The 15,796-nt window shown below is 68.1% G+C and carries 10 protein-coding genes; 3 read left to right on the top strand and 7 right to left on the bottom strand.

Features of this window, described 5'->3' with window-relative positions; genetic code table 11:
* Nucleotides 1-160: 160 nt before the first annotated feature.
* Complete coding sequence (locus HTA01S_RS15595; protein WP_068173531.1) at nt 161-1,105, bottom strand: helix-turn-helix transcriptional regulator; 945 nt, start codon at nt 1,103-1,105, stop codon at nt 161-163.
* Nucleotides 1,106-1,254: 149 nt separating this feature from the next.
* Here HTA01S_RS15595 and HTA01S_RS15600 point away from each other — a divergent pair, with 149 nt between their 5' ends.
* The 3 genes from HTA01S_RS15600 to HTA01S_RS15610 all read left to right on the top strand — a co-directional run bounded on the left by HTA01S_RS15600 (nt 1,255) and on the right by HTA01S_RS15610 (nt 5,853).
* Entirely contained in the window at nt 1,255-2,832 is a 1,578-nt protein-coding gene (locus tag HTA01S_RS15600; protein WP_068173533.1) for a 3,4-dehydroadipyl-CoA semialdehyde dehydrogenase, read from the top strand.
* Between the two features lie 166 nt (nt 2,833-2,998).
* The gene (locus tag HTA01S_RS15605; protein ID WP_068173536.1) at nt 2,999-4,591 is read left to right on the top strand and encodes a benzoate-CoA ligase family protein; all 1,593 of its coding nucleotides are present in this window, start codon (nt 2,999-3,001) and stop codon (nt 4,589-4,591) included.
* Nucleotides 4,592-4,722: 131 nt separating this feature from the next.
* A complete protein-coding gene (locus HTA01S_RS15610) occupies nt 4,723-5,853 on the top strand; it encodes an ABC transporter substrate-binding protein (RefSeq protein WP_068173538.1) in 1,131 nt (376 codons plus the stop codon).
* On the opposite strand, the gene HTA01S_RS15615 is transcribed toward HTA01S_RS15610, so the two are convergent.
* The 6 genes from HTA01S_RS15615 to apbC all read right to left on the bottom strand — a co-directional run bounded on the left by HTA01S_RS15615 (nt 5,847) and on the right by apbC (nt 15,650).
* On the bottom strand, nt 5,847-9,416 hold the full coding sequence (locus HTA01S_RS15615; RefSeq protein WP_068173540.1) for a response regulator: 3,570 nt from the start codon (nt 9,414-9,416) through the stop codon (nt 5,847-5,849). The genes HTA01S_RS15610 and HTA01S_RS15615 overlap by 7 nt on opposite strands.
* Complete coding sequence (locus HTA01S_RS15620) at nt 9,409-9,795, bottom strand: response regulator (RefSeq protein WP_068173542.1); 387 nt, start codon at nt 9,793-9,795, stop codon at nt 9,409-9,411. The genes HTA01S_RS15615 and HTA01S_RS15620 overlap by 8 nt, the downstream gene beginning before the upstream one ends.
* Nucleotides 9,792-11,678: an ATP-binding protein gene (locus HTA01S_RS15625; RefSeq protein WP_068173545.1), complete on the bottom strand. Its 1,887-nt coding sequence runs from the start codon at nt 11,676-11,678 to the stop codon at nt 9,792-9,794. Before HTA01S_RS15625 ends, HTA01S_RS15620 begins: the two co-directional genes overlap by 4 nt.
* Nucleotides 11,678-12,250, bottom strand: coding sequence for a YfiR family protein (locus HTA01S_RS15630; RefSeq protein ID WP_068173547.1), 573 nt, complete (start codon nt 12,248-12,250; stop codon nt 11,678-11,680). Before HTA01S_RS15630 ends, HTA01S_RS15625 begins: the two co-directional genes overlap by 1 nt.
* On the bottom strand, nt 12,250-14,193 hold the full coding sequence (locus HTA01S_RS15635) for a TonB-dependent receptor plug domain-containing protein (protein ID WP_068173549.1): 1,944 nt from the start codon (nt 14,191-14,193) through the stop codon (nt 12,250-12,252). The genes HTA01S_RS15630 and HTA01S_RS15635 overlap by 1 nt, the downstream gene beginning before the upstream one ends.
* 365 nt (nt 14,194-14,558) lie before the next feature.
* Nucleotides 14,559-15,650 carry an iron-sulfur cluster carrier protein ApbC gene (gene apbC / locus HTA01S_RS15640; RefSeq protein ID WP_068173550.1) on the bottom strand — a complete coding sequence of 364 codons (1,092 nt, stop codon included), beginning with the start codon at nt 15,648-15,650 and terminating at the stop codon, nt 14,559-14,561.
* Nucleotides 15,651-15,796 lie beyond the last annotated feature (146 nt).

The raw sequence follows: 15,796 nt of genomic DNA on the forward strand, positions 1-15,796 counted from the left end.
CTCGCTGGGGGCGGTGCGGTAATCGACGGCGTTCGGGTTCATGGCGGTCTCCTGTTGGTATGGACTGGGGGCGCCGACCGTCGTTCACATCATCGGTGGGCACCGCGTGACATGAATAATATTGCATATTTTCAACACCGTCAATGCATTTTTATGCACTTTACGTCACCCCCAGCACCTCCCGCACCTGGGTGCGCAGCGCGTCAAAGGCGTCGTCCACGCTGCGGCCACTGGTATTGAAATGCAGGTCGGCCTTGGAATAAAAGGCCGAGCGCCCGGCCAGGATGCGCTTCAGATCTTCCATGGCCTCGCGACTCGCGGCCATGGGCCGCATGTCACCCTGGGCCGCCACGCGGCCCATGTGGTCTGCCGGATCGGCCTGCAACCAGACGGTGGTGCAGTGCGTGAGCAGCAGGTTGAAGTTGGCCGCGTCGGACACCAGGCCACCCGGCGTGGCGATCACCACCTCGGGGTAGATCTGGATCGCCTCTTCCAGCGCGCGGCGCTCGTAGCGGCGGTAGGCCGGCGTGCCGTAGAGCGCGTGAATCTCGTTGATGCTGCAGCCAGCGAATTTTTCGATCTCGCGGCTGAGCTCGATGAAGGCATAACCCAGGTCGTCGGCGAGTCGTTGCCCGAGGGTGGACTTGCCCGCACCGCGCAGGCCGATCAAGGCGATGCGGGCCTGGCGCCCGGCGTCGTTCACCGGCGCGGCATGCCCGTCCAGCAGGCCGCCGATGGCCACGCGCACGCGGCGCAGATCGGCCTCGTTGCGCTTCTCCAGCAGCTCGCGGATCAGCAGCCATTCGGGCGACGAGGTGGTCACATCGCCCAGCAGCTCGGTGAGCGAACACTGCAGTGCCTGCGCCACCTGCAGCAGCACCAGGATGGAGGCGTTGCCGGTGCCGTATTCGAGGTTGGCCAGGTGGCGCTCGGACACGTCCGCCGCCACCGCCACGGCCTTGCGCGTCATGCCACGGCGCGAGCGCAGGGTGCGCACCCGCTCGCCCAGCGCCACCAGGAACGGGTGGCGTGGACTGTCGTCGGGGGCCGCTTCGCCCGTGGCGGGGGTGCCGGGGACCGCTTCCAAGGTTGCCAGGTCTTTCATGGGGTTCGATGTTTAAGGGTTAACCCTGATGGGACTTGCATTCCGTAGAAACATGCACTTTAATGCATGACATGCCAGACGCAAGATAGTGCATTTATAGCGGCAATCCCGCCCGGCGACCAGCCCTGTTGATCAACCTTCCTCCCGACATGAACTCCACCCCCCTGCTCCCCAACTTCCTCGCCGGCCGCTGGCAAGACGGCACCGGCCACGGTGCGACCCTGCTGGACCCGGTGCTGGGCACGCCGCTGGTGCGCGTGAGCAGCGCCGGGCTGGACCTGGCCGAAGGGTTTGCCTTCGCCCGCGAACAGGGCGGCGCTGCCCTGCGGGCACTCACTTACCAACAGCGCGCCGCGCTGCTGGGCGAGATCGTCAAGGTGTTGCAAGCCAACCGCGACGCCTACTACGAGATCGCCACCGCCAACTGCGGCACCACCACCAAGGACTCGGCGGTGGACATCGACGGCGGCATCTTCACCCTGGGCTACTACGCCAAGCAGGGCGAGGCCTTGGGCGACGCGAAGCTGCTGCTCGACGGCGAGCGCATCCGCATGGCCAAGGACCCGGTGTTCCAGACGCAGCACATCCTGAGCCCCACGCGCGGCGTGGCGCTGTTCATCAACGCCTTCAACTTCCCGAGCTGGGGCCTGTGGGAAAAGGCCGCGCCGGCCCTGCTCTCGGGCGTGCCGGTGATCGTCAAACCGGCCACCGCCACCGCCTGGCTGACCCAGCGCATGGTGAAAGACGTGGTGGACGCCGGCATCCTGCCCGCGGGCGCACTCTCGGTGGTCTGCGGCTCGTCCGCCGGGCTGATGGACCAGCTCGGCCCGTTCGACGTGGTGAGCTTCACCGGCTCGGCCGAAACCGCTCGCATCATCCGCAGCCACCCCGCCGTGGCGCAGCGCTCGGTGCGCTGCAACATTGAGGCCGACAGCCTCAACAGCGCCCTGCTCGACCCGGCCGCCACCGCGGGCGACGAAGCCTTCAACCTGCTGGTGAGCGAGGTGGTGCGCGAAATGACGGTCAAGAGCGGCCAGAAGTGCACCGCCATCCGACGTATCTTCGTGCCGCGCGCGCTGTTCGACACCATCGCCCAGGCCATCGGCGCCAAGCTCGCCAAGACCACCGTGGGCAACCCACGCAATGAAGCCACCCGCATGGGCGCACTGGTGAGTCGCGAGCAGTTCGACAGCGTGATGGCCGGCATCGCCCACCTGAAGACCGAAGCCGAAGTCTTGTTCGACGGCAGCGCCGCCGCGCTGGTGGACGCCGACCCGACCGTGGCCGCCTGCGTGGCGCCCGTGCTGCTCGGCCATCGCCAGCCGGCGCAGGCCAAGGTGCTGCACGAGGTGGAGGTGTTCGGCCCCGTCGCCACCCTCATGGCCTACGACAGCCCGGAGCAGGCGCTGGAGCTGATCCGCCGCGGCGAAGGTTCACTGGTGAGTTCGGTCTACAGCAGCGACCCGGCCTTCATCGCTCACGCCGCCGCCGAGCTGGGCTCCAGCCACGGCCGCGTGCACGCCATTTCGCCCGACGTGGCCGCCGTGCAGAGCGGCCACGGCAACGTGATGCCCATGAGCCTGCACGGCGGCCCGGGCCGCGCCGGTGGCGGCGAAGAGCTGGGTGGTTTGCGCGCGCTGGGCTTCTACCACCGGCGTTCGGCGGTGCAGGGCAGCACGGCGGCGCTCGATGTACTCGCCGCGACGGCCACCCCACTGAAATGCTGACCCCCCGCGCCGCAAAGGGCGAGATTACCCCCGCGCCGCCTTCGGCGTCACCCCCTTGAAAGGGGGCAACACCAGCGGCCCGGCAAAGCCGGTTCCGCGGCGTTCTGAAGCTGAGACACCATGCTCCGGACACCGAATCATTCCCGATAAAAGCAGGAGACACACCATGAGCCCCACCGAAACCCCCACCCCACCCGAGCGCTTCAACTTCGCGCGCCACCTGATCGCGCTCAACGCCGGCCGCGCCGGCAAGACCGCGCTGATCGACGACGCTGGCACGCTCTCCTACGGCCAGCTGGCCGACCAGGTGCAGCGCTTCTCGGCCGCGCTGCGGGCGCTGGGCTTGAAGCGCGAAGAGCGCGTGCTGCTGCTCATGCACGACTGCAGCGACTGGGTGGTGAGCTTTCTGGGCGCGCTGCACGCGGGCGTGGTCCCGGTGTGCGTGAACACCCTGCTGACCGCCAAGGACTACGCCTACATGCTGGCCGACAGCCGCGCCCAGGCGGCCTTCGTCTCGGCCGCGCTGCTACCCACGCTGCAGACCGCGCTGGACGCCGGTGGCCACGAGGTGCAGCACCTGATCGTCTCGCGCACGAAAGACCCGCTGCCCGCGGGAGCCCACGATCTGGCGGCGCTCGTCGCGGCGCATGCCCCGGCTGAACCCGACGCCAAGGGCGCCGACACGCACGGCGACGAACCCGCTTTCTGGCTCTATTCCTCGGGCTCCACCGGTGCGCCCAAGGGCACGGTGCACAGTCAGGCCAGCCTGTACTGGACGGCCGAGCTCTACGGCAAGGCGGTGCTGGGTCTGAAGGAGAGCGACACCGTGTTCTCCGCCGCCAAACTGTTCTTCGCCTACGGCCTGGGCAACGGCCTGTCGTTCCCGCTGAGCGCGGGCGCCAGCGTGGTGCTGATGGCCGAGCGGCCCACGCCGCAGGCCACGTTCAAACGGATGGTCGACCACCAACCCACCGTGTTCTATGGCGCGCCCACCGGCTACAGCGGCATGCTCGCCAGCCCCGAGCTGCCCACGCGCGAGCAGGTGGCGCTGCGCCTGTGTTCGTCGGCCGGCGAGGCCTTGCCGCGCGACATCGGCGAGCGCTGGACCGCCCGCTTCGGCTGCGAAATCATCGACGGCATCGGCTCCACCGAGATGCTGCACATCTTTCTCTCCAACCGCCCGGGTGACGTGCGCTACGGCACCACCGGCAAGCCCGTGCCGGGCTACGAGGTGCAGCTGCGCGACGAAGACGGCAGCGTCATCACCGGCCACAACATGATCGGCGACCTCTACATCCAGGGGCCGAGCAGCGCGCTGCTGTACTGGAACAACCGCGCCAAGTCGCGCGACACTTTCCAGGGCGCCTGGACCAAGAGCGGCGACAAGTACACCCGCGACCCCGACGGCTACTACACCTACGCCGGCCGCAACGACGACATGCTCAAGGTCAGCGGCATCTACGTGAGCCCGTTCGAGGTGGAGGCCACGCTGGTGCAGCACCCGGCCGTGCTAGAAGCCGCGGTGATCGGCAAGACCGACGACGACGGCCTGGTCAAGACCAAGGCCTATGTGGTGCTCAAGGCCGGCGCCCAGGCCACCGAAGCCGAACTGCAGGCCTTCGTGAAGGAAAAGCTCGCGCCCTACAAGTACCCACGCTTCATCGAGTTCATGGACGAACTGCCCAAGACCGCCACCGGCAAGATACAGCGCTTCAAGCTGCGCGAGCTGGAGAACCAGCGCCTGTACGTGCGCCGCTGAGCCCGGCAAGGTACCCGCCTGTCAGGGCAGGCACAAAGGCCCGGGAATACCCCGACCCGGACCACCTTGTTTTGATTACCAAACATAACCATACTCGCCACCCCGGAGACAACAAGCAAGAGGAAGACACCATGGTTCGATCGGCATGGCTGGCCTGTGGCTGGCTGTTGGCAGCGTGCGCTCACGCGAACGACGCGGGCGTCACGCCCACCGAAATACGGCTCGGCGCCTCGGCGGTGCTCTCGGGCCCGCTGGGCCCGCAGACCGTGCAGTACGGCGAGGGCTCGCGCCTGCTGTTCGATGCGGTCAACGCCAGTGGCGGCATCCACGGCCGCAAGATCAGCTACGTCACGATGGACGACGGGTTCGACCCCAAACGGGCGGTCGACAACACCCAGAAGCTGCTCAAGGATCACAAGGTCTTCATGATCTTCAACAACACCGGCACCGCCCAGACGGCGGCCGTGTTGCCGCTGCTCAAGGAGTCGCGGACCATCCTGTTCGGCCCGGTGACGGGCGCCTCGGTCTTCCGCGACAACTTCAACCCCCTGGTGTTCCATGTGCGGGCCAGCTACGGCCAGGAGGCCCGGCGCATCCTGTCCCAGCTCAAGCAGAGCGGTATCGGCCGCGTGGCCGTGTTCTACCAGGACGACGGGTTCGGCAAGGCCCTGCTGGCGGAACTGAAAAAGGCCTCCGAGGCCGAACAGCTGCCCTTCGTGGCAGAAATCGTGGTGGACCCCAAGCAGCCCGACTTCACCGCGGCCGCCGCCGCCACGGCCCAGGCACAGCCCCAGGCGGTGGTCATGGGCACCGCCGGCAGCACCTTCACGAGCTACATCAAGGCGGTGCAGCAGACCCCCGTCAAGCCCGGCTTCTACGGGTTTTCCGTGGCCAGCCTGGACGTGATCAACCGCGAGCTCAAGGACAAGGCGCGCGGCACCATCCTGGCGCAGATCATGCCGTCGCTGCGCAACACCACCATTCCGGTGGTGGCGGAATACCTCAAGCTGCTGCGCGAAAAGTCGCCCGACGCCGCCCCCTCGACGTCGCAGTTCGAAGGCTTCGTGCACGCGCGCTTGCTGGTCGAGGGCCTCAGGCGCACCGGCCGCGATCTGAGCACCGAGGCCTTCATCAAGACCATGGAGGGTGCCGGCGAGATCGCCTTCGGCCGCTTCACCGCACGCTACTCGCCCAACGCCCACAACGGATCGAGCTACGTGGAGCTGGCCATCGTGGACGCCGACGGACAGTTGCGCTACTGACCGGGCGCCCCGGCGCCGCCGACCGGCGCGGGCGCCAGCAGCAGGTTCAGCTCCCGGATCAGCAGGGCCTCGGTGTAGGGCTTGTCCAGGCGTCTCATCACCCCCAGGCGGCGGAACTCGTCCGCCATGGCCTCGTCCATGCGCCCGCTGGCCACCACCACCGCGACCTCGGGCAGCATGGGGCGCAGCGCGCGCACGAAGGCCAGACCGTCCATGCGGGGCATGTGCAGATCGGTCACGATGGCCCGCAGATGGGCCCGGTGCTGCGCCACCTGCAGCAGGCCGTCGGCACCATCGGTGGCGGTGACCACGTGGAAGTTCAAACGCTCCAGAACCGCCCGCCCGACCTCGCGCACGGCGGCCTCGTCGTCGACGAACAGCACCGTTTCGCCCTGCCCACGGAATTCGCTGGGCGCCACCGGAACGGCGGCCTCACCCGAACGCACGTCTTCGGCCGGCAGATAGACCACGAAGGTCGTGCCCTGGCCGGGCTGTGAATAGACCTGCACGAAGCCCGCATGGCTCTTGACGATGCCCAGCACGGTGGACAGCCCCAGGCCGGTGCCCTTGTCCGGGCTCTTGGTGGTGAAGAAGGGGTCGAAGATCCGGTCGAGCAACTCGTGGGGAATGCCCTCGCCCGTGTCGCGCACGCGCAGGGCCACGTAGCGGCCGGGTCGCGCATCGGCGATGGAGCGGGCGTAGGCCGCGTCGAGCTCCACGGGCGCGGCCGTGAGGGTGAGGGTTCCGCCCTCGGGCATCGCGTCGCGCGAATTGACGCACAGGTTCAACAGCACCTGGTGCAGCTGCGTGGCGTCTCCCGACACCGTCGGCAGGTCGGGCGCGCACTCGACCACCAGGCGGATGTTCTTGGGGAAGCTGCCGTTCATCAGGCTCTCCAGCTCCCGGAGCATGCGCTCGGGCGACAGCGAGGCTCGCTCCCCTTCCGCGCCCTTGGCGAAGGTGAGCAACTGCCGCACCATGTTGGCGCCGCGCTGGGCGCTGCCCTGGATCATCTCGAACAGCCGGGCCTCTTCGGGGTACTGCTCCTTCAGCATGCCCATGCCCATGAGCACGGGCGCGAGCGCGTTGTTCAGGTCGTGCGCCACACCGCCGGCCAGCGTACCCAGGCTTTCGAGCCGCTGCGAGCGCAGGTGCTGGCGCTCGATGAGCTTCATCTGCGTGATGTTCTCGTGCGAGACCACGACGCGCACCTCGCCCTCGCCGGGAAAGCGCTCCACGCGGCACAGGAACCAGTGCTGGTCGGCCTCCTGACGCACGCTGTATTCGTGGAGAAATTCCTTCTGATCACCCCGGATGACCGCGCGGATGCCGGTGGCGACGGGATGGCAATCGCCGCTCAGGGTGCCGCAGGCGTGGTCGCACGACGCAAGGTAGTTCGCCCCCTCGCGGACCAGCGCGGGGTCGCCGAACTCGGTCCATGCGCGGTTGGCGGCCAGGACAACGCCCTGCCCGTCGAGGATCACCACGCGCGCGCTCAGGGCGTCGAGCGTGGCGCGGGCAAAGCGCTCGCTCTCGATCACGGTCTGCGTCTGCTGGGCCACGCGCTGCTCCAGCTCCTGGTTCAGGAGCGACAACTCGTGCTCGACGTTCTTGCGCTCGGTGATGTCGAGCCAGTAGCCGATGATCTCGACCGGCTCGCCCGCGGCGTCGCGCACCAGCCGGCGCTGGTCGTGCACCCAGCGGTAGCTGCCATCGCCACGGCGCAGGCGGTATTCGCTGAGGTGCGAGCCCTGCTCCACCACCCAGGGCAGTTCGGCAGCGACCCGCGCCCGGTCCTCGGGGTGCACCTGGCTCGCGCCCAGCTGGCCATCGCCGGTCAGATCCTCGGGCCGCAGGCCCATCAGCTGCGTGACGTTCGGGCTCACGTACACCGCCGCGTAGGGCGCCGTGGCCTTGCGGGTATAGATCGCCACCGGGCTGGACGACACCAGGAAGTTCAGGCGCGATTCGCTGGCGCGCAGCACCGCCTCGGCCGCCTTCATGTGGCTGATGTCGGTCTGGATCACGATGTACTGGTACGGAACGCCCTCGGCGTTCAGGAACGGCGTGATCGTGGTTTTCACCCAGTAGGGGCTGCCGCACTTGCGTTGGCAGCAGATTTCGCCGTGCCACACCCGCCCCGAGGTGACCTCGCGCCAGATGTCGCGCGCAAAGCCACCGGGCTGCTGGTGCGTGCGCAGGATGCGGCAGTGCTGCCCCAGCAGCTCTTCGCGGCTGTAGCCGCTGACCTGGCAGAACAGGTCGTTGGCGTAGATCAGCGTCCCCCTGCGGTCGGCGATGCTGACGATGGCGTGATGGTCCAGCGCCAGGTGCTCGCGCTCGCGTTCGTAGAGCGTGGTCTGCAGGCGTTCGCGCAAGGCGCTGTTCTGCCGCGCACGCCGCGCGCGCGCGCTCACCGCCGCCACCAGGTGGTCTGGCCGCACCGGCTTGACGAGGAAGTCGTCTCCCCCCAGATTGAGGGCCAGCAGTTGCTGGGTCGGGTCGGTCTCGGCCGAGAGAAACAGCACCGGCAGGTGCAGGTAGGCGTCGCGCTCGCGCAGCGCCGCGGCCAGCTCGGGCCCGCTGGCATCGGGCATGTACACGTCGAGCAGCAACACGTCGGGTTTGAACCGGTCGAGCTCGTGCAGGGTCTGCAAGGGCTGCGACAGCGAATGCACCTCCATGCCGGCCGCGCGCAACACGCTGGCCTGCGCCTGCAGCAGCAGGGGGTCGTCGTCCACCAGCAGCACCCGGTAGGGCTGCACCGGCTGGCGTCCGGTGAGCGCGTCCAGCAGATTCGCCAGACGGCCGGCGTCCAGGGGACGGGTCAGCGTGCGGCTGATGCCGGCGCGCGAAGCCGCCAGGCGCACCGGCAGGTTGTCGTCCGTCAGCGCAAGCACCACGGGAATGCGGCCGTGCAGGCCCAGTCTCAATTCCTGGACCAGCGCGGCGCCCACCGGATCGTTCTCCGGGAACACGGTGTCCAGCACCACCGCAGCCGGCGGCACCGCGCCGGGGGCCGCCAGGGCCTCGCGCAGGCCGGCCACGTCGGACAACACGCGGACCCGGTAGCCCGCGTCCGACAGGCCCTGGCGCAACCGGTCCGCCTGTGCCACATCGGTTTCCACCAGAAGGATGCAGGGCCTGGCATCGGAGCCCAGCGGCGCCTCCACCGGCGTGATGTCGGGCGTCACCTGCCCCAGCAGCGTCCGGGCCAGGGTCACCAGCCGCCGCAGCCCTTCGCCCACGTGTTGCCATGCGCTCTCGCTGGGCACACCACCCGCACCCGGGCCACGGACCAGCTCGGTCAGCGGTTGCTCCGCCAGACGCGCAGCGTCGGACAAGGTCGGCATGCCGAAAATGCCCGCCGTCCCGCTCAGGCTGTGCACCACACGGTGCAATGCCTCGGCATCGGCCGGGTTCCAGCGCTGGGGAGAGAGCTGCCCGAACAGGGTTTCGATGCTGCCCAGCCGGGAGGGCAACTGCGCGACGAACCGCCGCTGCAGTTCGGCCAGCGCCGCGGCAGCCGCGTCGTGGCCGGCCTGGGCGCCTGCGTCAGTCATGGGGCTCCCCCCACAGGCCGCGCACCTGCGCCGCCAGGGTCATCGGGTCAAATGGTTTGGGAATCACGGCCAGCGCACCCAGCGCCTTGTAGTGCAGCACCTCCTGCGGTTGCACCTTGGCGGTCATGAAGATCACCGGCACGCGGTCCAGCGCCGGCAGCGCTCGCAAGGCCATGAAAGTGCTCGGGCCGTCCATGCCCGGCATCATCACGTCGAGCAGCACCAGATCGGGGCCGAAGGCCGGCGCCTCGCGCACGGCCTGTTCACCGGACGAACACACCAACACCTGGAAACCGCCCACCATCTCCAGCGCGATGCGCGCCACGGCCTGGATGTCGGGCTCGTCTTCGACGTACAGGATGCGTTGCAGCGCGCTCATGGGGTGTGTCCTTCTGGCGCGCTGCGGGTGTCCGGAGGCGTGATGGCGTCGAGCAGCTGGCGCGGCGAGACGCTGGATTTGCGCAGCACCGCGTCCACCCATTGCCCATCGCCGGGCACTTCGTCGCCTCCGGTCAGCACCACCACGCGCGCGCCGGGCTGGTGTTCATGGATCGCGGGCAAGAGGCTCCAGCCCGATTCGTTCGGCAGGGTGAGGTCGAGAATCACCGCATCGAAGTGTTCCCGCGCCACCCGGGCGCGGGCCTCGCGCAGGTTGGTGGCGTGTTCGAGGTCGATGCGGTCGCCCGCCATGGCGCACACCACCTGGTGTGTGTCTTCGTCGTCCTCCACGTGCAGCACCCGGGGAGTCGATGGCCGGACCGCGGACACCCGCTGTTCGAGCAGGTGGGACTGCAGCTGCGGGTGCCACACCGGAAGCTCGAAGAAGAAGCAAGAACCCTGGCCTTCCTGCGACTCGAATCCGATGCTGCCGCCCATGCGTTCAATCAGTCCGCGGGAAATCGCCAGGCCCAACCCGGTGCCGCCCTTTTGCCGTGTGTCCGACGCGTCGGCCTGCGAAAACTTCTGGAAGATGCGGTCCTGGAAACTGGCGGGGATGCCGGGGCCTTGGTCTCGCACCTCCACCCGCACCATCTCACCGCGACGCCGCACGGCCACCTCCACCGATGAGCCCTCGGGCGAGAACTTTGCGGCATTGGACAGCAGGTTGGCCAACACCTGCTGCAGACGCTGGGCGTCCACCCAGACCCTCACGCCGTCGATCCGTGGACCGATCGCGTAGCGCACCTTGTGTTGTTCTGCGTAGGCCTGGTTCTCCACCAGAGACTGCTCCAGCAGGGGCATCAGCTCCAGCGCGCGCATGTCGAAGTGCAGCTTGCCCGCCATGAGCCCTTCCATGTCCAGCAGGTCGTTGATCAGGTAGGACAGCCGCTGACCGTTCTTCTTGGCGATGGCCACCATCTCCAGGGCCTGCGGCGACAGCGGGCCCACGGCCCCACCGGCGATCAGACCCAGCGCCCCGCTGATGGCCGTCAAGGGCGTGCGCAGCTCATGGCTCACGGTGCTGATGAACTCGGACTTCACCCGGCTGGCGCGCTCGGCTTCGTCCCTCGCCAGTTGCATGTCCACCGTGCGCTGCTCCAGAAACAGGCGTTCGCGCCGCAGGGCGTTGTCGCGTGTCTGGATTTCAGCGAGCATGTGGTTGAAGTGGTCCACCAGGGTGCCAATCTCGTCGTTGTGGGCCTTGGTCGCGCGGATCGCATAGTCCTGCTCGCGGGACACCCGGTGGGTCACCTGGGCCAGCGCCAGGATCGGGTCGGTGACGATGCGGCGCAGGCGCATCCCGAAATGCACCGCCAGCGCCGCGAGCACGACCCCCAGCAGCACCATCGCCGCCTGCCCCGCGAGCACGTCGAGCCAGATGTGCAGCAGATGCGCGGAAAGCTCGATCCGCCCCACGATCTGCCCGCCGTCGGTCATCACCTGCTGGACCGCCAGCGTGGCGGGCAACGCGGCCTGCACCAGGCGCTCGAGCAGATCCCCGTCGTGGTCCAGCCGGGGGAACTCGACCTGCGCGAACAGCGCGCCTTGCGCGTCGAGCAGGCGCACGGTGTCGATTTCCTCCTTGGCCGCCAGTGCCGACAAGGTCTGCCGCGCGCTCTCGGGATCGTCGAAAGCGAGTGCGGCCCGGCTGTTTTCGCCCACCACCGCCGCCAGCGCGAGCAGTTGGGCCCGGGTGTCGTGGTAACGCGAATAGGCGCTGCCGACGCTGAACACCAGGGCGATCGCCAGCACGGCGAGCAGGGTGTTGAACGCCAGCAGCAAGCCCAGCTTGCGCACGATGGAGAGGTTGCGCCACGTCATCATTGCAAGACCTTGCCCGCGAGTTTGAGCATCTGGCTGTTGAGCATCAGGCCGGAGCGCTGTGCCGCCGCCAGATTGACGTCGAAGCGCACCCGGCTGGCCTCGATCCGCAGGCCGATCATGCCCCCCGCCTGCACGAACCCGGGCAGGTCTCCCACGGTGAGCACCGGCGCGTTGCCCAGGCCGCTCAGCAGCGCGCCCAGACGCTCCGCATCGCCCTCGGCGAGGAACAGCACGTCGCACTGCCGGGCGTTGGCCGCCAAGGTGCCGGGAACGATCTCCAGCACCCGGCTGCCCACCGCCCGACCCTGCAGCAGCGCAAGCTGGCCCTGCAGGGGCTGCGACCCGGTGCTGCACAGCCGCAGCGGCGCCTTGGCGGCCTCGCCAGCCGAAGGCCATTGGGTGAACTTGATGAAATTGAACACAAAGCCGGCCTTGACCGCGTGCTCGCTGACCGCCTGCGCCAGGGCCGCCGCAGCAAGACCGCCCAGAAGCAGCAGCGCGCACAGCACCCGCCGGGCGCAGCGCATGCACGCGGCAAGCACGGTGCGCCAGGGCCGGGCGCGGTCCATCAGAAGCGAAGTTCCATCTTGAGACGTACGCTGCGACCATCCTGCGACTGGATCGGGACCCAGCCCCCATCGGAAACCGGCTGACTGTAGGCCTTGTCGAACAGGTTGTGGATGCCCAGGGACACCGACACCCCCGGCGCCCACCGCTCGGCCACGAGGTGAAGGTTGGACAGGCCGTGCCCCGACACACGCTCACCACTGGCGGCGCGCCGTGCGCTTTCAAGCTGCCACTCGTAGCCCAGGCGCAGCCCGGCCGCGGGCAGCGGGGTTGAAAAATGCAGCTTGCCCAGCCAGTTCGGCGAGTTGGCCAAGCCCACGCCATGCGCGAAGCGCGCCTGCTGGCGCGAGAGGCTGGCGCGCAGCCGCCCTCCCCAGTCCCAGGTCTTGTTGGCCGAGAGCTCCAGTCCGCTGGCCTTCATGCGCGGCCCCGATACCCATTGCCAGGTGTTCTTGTCCCAGACGATCAAGTCCTTCAGCGTCCACTGGTACAGCGCGCCGCGAAGGCTCAAGTCGGGCGCCATGCGGTGATCAAACACCAGTTCCCGGGTGTCGATGACCTCGCTGTCGACGGCGGGTAGCAGCGTCGGCACGTCCTCGTTCGAGAAGTCCCAACTGCGCTCGGCCGCGTTCGGAGCCCTATGGGCGCGCCCGACCATCGCCTTGAGCGTGGAGGCCGGTGTGGCCTGCCAGATCAGCGCCGCCCGCGGGCTCGACTGGGTTCCGTTGACGCTGTTGCGGTCGACGCGCAGCCCCAGGGTGGCCGCCAGCGTGGGCGACATGCGCCATTCGTCCTGGACGTACACCCCTGCGCGCCAACCCGAGTTCGGGAAAAGATACCGCTCGTCCTCGTAGCCCAACCACTCCCGCCCCATATCCTGACGCTGGTTGTCCTGCAACTCCACCCCCACCATCAGCTTGTGCGCCGGCAGCGCGGTGGACAACAGGCGCAGCTCGCCGCCACGGGAGGAGGTCGCGCCGGTGAACAGGTACCAGTTTCCCCAGTAGGGCGCCTCGCTGTGGTACCGGTACTCGGACCAGAACACCCGCGCCAGCAACTCCAGAGAGGGGTCCGCCAGTTGGCCCTGGTACTGCGCCTGCGTGAGCAGGTAGCGGTCACGAATGAACTGGTTCGGCACCAACGGATCGCTGCCGGCCAGGGCCGTGGGGTCATCTTTCCGGCGGTCGCCGTGGATCAGTTCGAACGACCAGGGACCTTTGGTCATGCGGGTGAAGAACTCTTTGTCGCGCTCGCCGTCCATGTCGGTGGCCACGCCCGCGACGTTGACGCCCAGGTCATCGACGTCGCCAAAGTCGTAGAAGCGGTTCTCTCCGCGGGCGCGCAGACCGGAAGCTGACACCAGCAGATCCAGCCCGCTGTCGAGCCGCCGGCCCACGCTGACCCGGCCCTCCCGCAGACGCTGCGGGCTTTGCACCGCCGCGACCATCTCCGTCCCGTCGATGTCCGCGCCGTCGCGGGTGACCACGTTGACCACGCCGAAAAGGGCGTTCTGGCCATACACCGCGCCGCCCGGACCCGGGATGTACTCGATGCGCTCGATCAGATCCAGATCCAGCAGGAACTCGCGCCCCAGGGTGGCGCTGTCATAGGACGCCTCGTTGACACGGTTGCCGTTGATGGTGACGAGCACGCGCAGGTTGAGATCGCCCGGCTGGCTCAGCCCCCGGGTGCCCAGGTAGGTGTACTGGCGGTCGTAGGTGCTGTGCACGCCGGGCAGGCTGGTCAGGGCCTCGGCCAGGGTGCGCCAGCCAAAGGTCCGGATCTCCTCGCGGGTGATGACGCTGACCGCGGCCGCCACCTCGCTCTGCTTTTGCTCGTACTTGGAGGCACCGACCACGGTGATCTCCATCAGCTGTTCCAGGCTCAGCGCCGCCATGTCGGTGGCGGCCCGGACCGGAAAGGCCGCCGCCAGGGCCAGGCCCAAGGCCAGCAGCCGGGTGGGCCTGACACCACGCCACCCTCCGCCGGGCCACCGGGTATTCAACAGACCGCCAGCGGGAAATGTGGAATGGGCATGCATGGTTGAGAAGCAGATAACCGCATTTTCGACGTGGTTATGCAATCGATTCCTTAGGTTATCGGTCACGGGGAGGAATTCTGAAGCAGGAGACTTCGATGCGTGACAAAAGTCACACATGATCTCGATAACCATGGCCCAACCAACCAAGTGCAGCGGCTTTGCAACGCAGCGGGCGCCCCAGGGCACCGGGTCGGCGCGCGTCGCTCCGCGTCAGCGCCGGGTGTCGATCTGGAAGCCCACGGCGGGGGCCCTGGCGGGCGCTCTGCCGCTCAGGTTTCCTTGGAAATCTTGATGCTCGGGAACTTCGAGGAAAAGTCCTTGGCCTTGGCCGCGATCTTGATCGCCACCTGGCGCGCCACGGTCTTGTAGAGCGTGGCGATCTCGCCATCGGGCTCGGCCACCACCGAGGGCTTGCCGCTGTCGGCATGCACCCGGATCGACATGTTCAGCGGCAGGGCGCCCAGGTAGTCCATGCCGTACTCGGCCGCCATATTCTTGCCGCCGTCGGCGCCAAAGATGTGCTCGACGTGGCCGCAGGCGGGGCAGCAGTACACCGCCATGTTCTCCACGATGCCCAGGATGGGCACCCCCACCTTCTCGAACATCTTGATGCCCTTGCGCGCGTCCAGCAGGGCGATGTCCTGCGGGGTGGTGACGATCACGGCGCCGGTGAGCGGCACGCGCTGGGAGAGGGTGAGCTGGATGTCGCCGGTGCCGGGCGGCATGTCGACGATGAGGTAGTCCAGTTCCTTCCAGTTGGTCTGGCGCAGCAACTGCTCCAGCGCCTGGGTGGCCATGGGGCCGCGCCAGATCATGGCCTCGTCGCGGTCGATCAGGAACCCGATCGAGATCACCTGCACGCCGTAGTTCTCCAGCGGCTCCATGGTCTGGCCGTCCACACTCTCGGGCCGGCCTTCCAGCCCCATCATCATGGGCTGGCTCGGGCCGTAGATGTCGGCGTCGAGGATGCCGACCTGGGCGCCCTCGGCGGCCAGCGCCAGCGCCAGGTTCACCGCGGTGGTGCTCTTGCCCACGCCGCCCTTGCCGGAGGCCACGGCGATGATGTTCTTCACATTGGGCAGGAGCTGCACACCACGCTGCACGGCGTGCGCGGTGATCTTCATGCTCATGTTGACCGAAACGTTCTCCACGCCGGGCACTTCCTTGGCCGCAACGATCAGCGCACGGCGCAGCGCCGGCATCTGGCTCTTGGCGGGGTAGGCCAGCTCGACGTCGAACGACACGTCGCCGTACTGCTCGTTCAGGTTTTTCAGCGCCTTGGTGGACACGAAGTCCTTGCCGGTGTTCGGGTCGGTCACAGCCTGCAGGGCAGCCAGCAGCGCTTGTTGGTCAACAGCCATTCGGAAAATCTCCAGTGGGGAACGGTTTTGTGGGGTGCGGATGCGTGGCGGCAAGTCTACCCGCCCACCCGGCCGGGGCCGATACACACAGGGGCCATGAGGGCTTGCGCCAGCGCCCCTGGCGCCCAGCGCCACGCGGGGCGGTC

This window comes from Hydrogenophaga taeniospiralis CCUG 15921, assembly GCF_001592305.1.
Lineage (GTDB): Bacteria > Pseudomonadota > Gammaproteobacteria > Burkholderiales > Burkholderiaceae_C > Hydrogenophaga > Hydrogenophaga taeniospiralis.

Coding starts and splice junctions, on each gene's coding strand:
- HTA01S_RS15600 (WP_068173533.1), top strand. CDS start 1,255: ATGAACTCCACCCCCCTGCTCCCCAACTTCCTCGCCGGCCGCTGGCAA.
- apbC (WP_068173550.1), bottom strand. CDS start 15,650: ATGGCTGTTGACCAACAAGCGCTGCTGGCTGCCCTGCAGGCTGTGACC.
- HTA01S_RS15595 (WP_068173531.1), bottom strand. CDS start 1,105: ATGAAAGACCTGGCAACCTTGGAAGCGGTCCCCGGCACCCCCGCCACG.
- HTA01S_RS15605 (WP_068173536.1), top strand. CDS start 2,999: ATGAGCCCCACCGAAACCCCCACCCCACCCGAGCGCTTCAACTTCGCG.
- HTA01S_RS15620 (WP_068173542.1), bottom strand. CDS start 9,795: ATGAGCGCGCTGCAACGCATCCTGTACGTCGAAGACGAGCCCGACATC.
- HTA01S_RS15625 (WP_068173545.1), bottom strand. CDS start 11,678: ATGACGTGGCGCAACCTCTCCATCGTGCGCAAGCTGGGCTTGCTGCTG.
- HTA01S_RS15630 (WP_068173547.1), bottom strand. CDS start 12,250: ATGGACCGCGCCCGGCCCTGGCGCACCGTGCTTGCCGCGTGCATGCGC.
- HTA01S_RS15615 (WP_068173540.1), bottom strand. CDS start 9,416: ATGACTGACGCAGGCGCCCAGGCCGGCCACGACGCGGCTGCCGCGGCG.
- HTA01S_RS15610 (WP_068173538.1), top strand. CDS start 4,723: ATGGTTCGATCGGCATGGCTGGCCTGTGGCTGGCTGTTGGCAGCGTGC.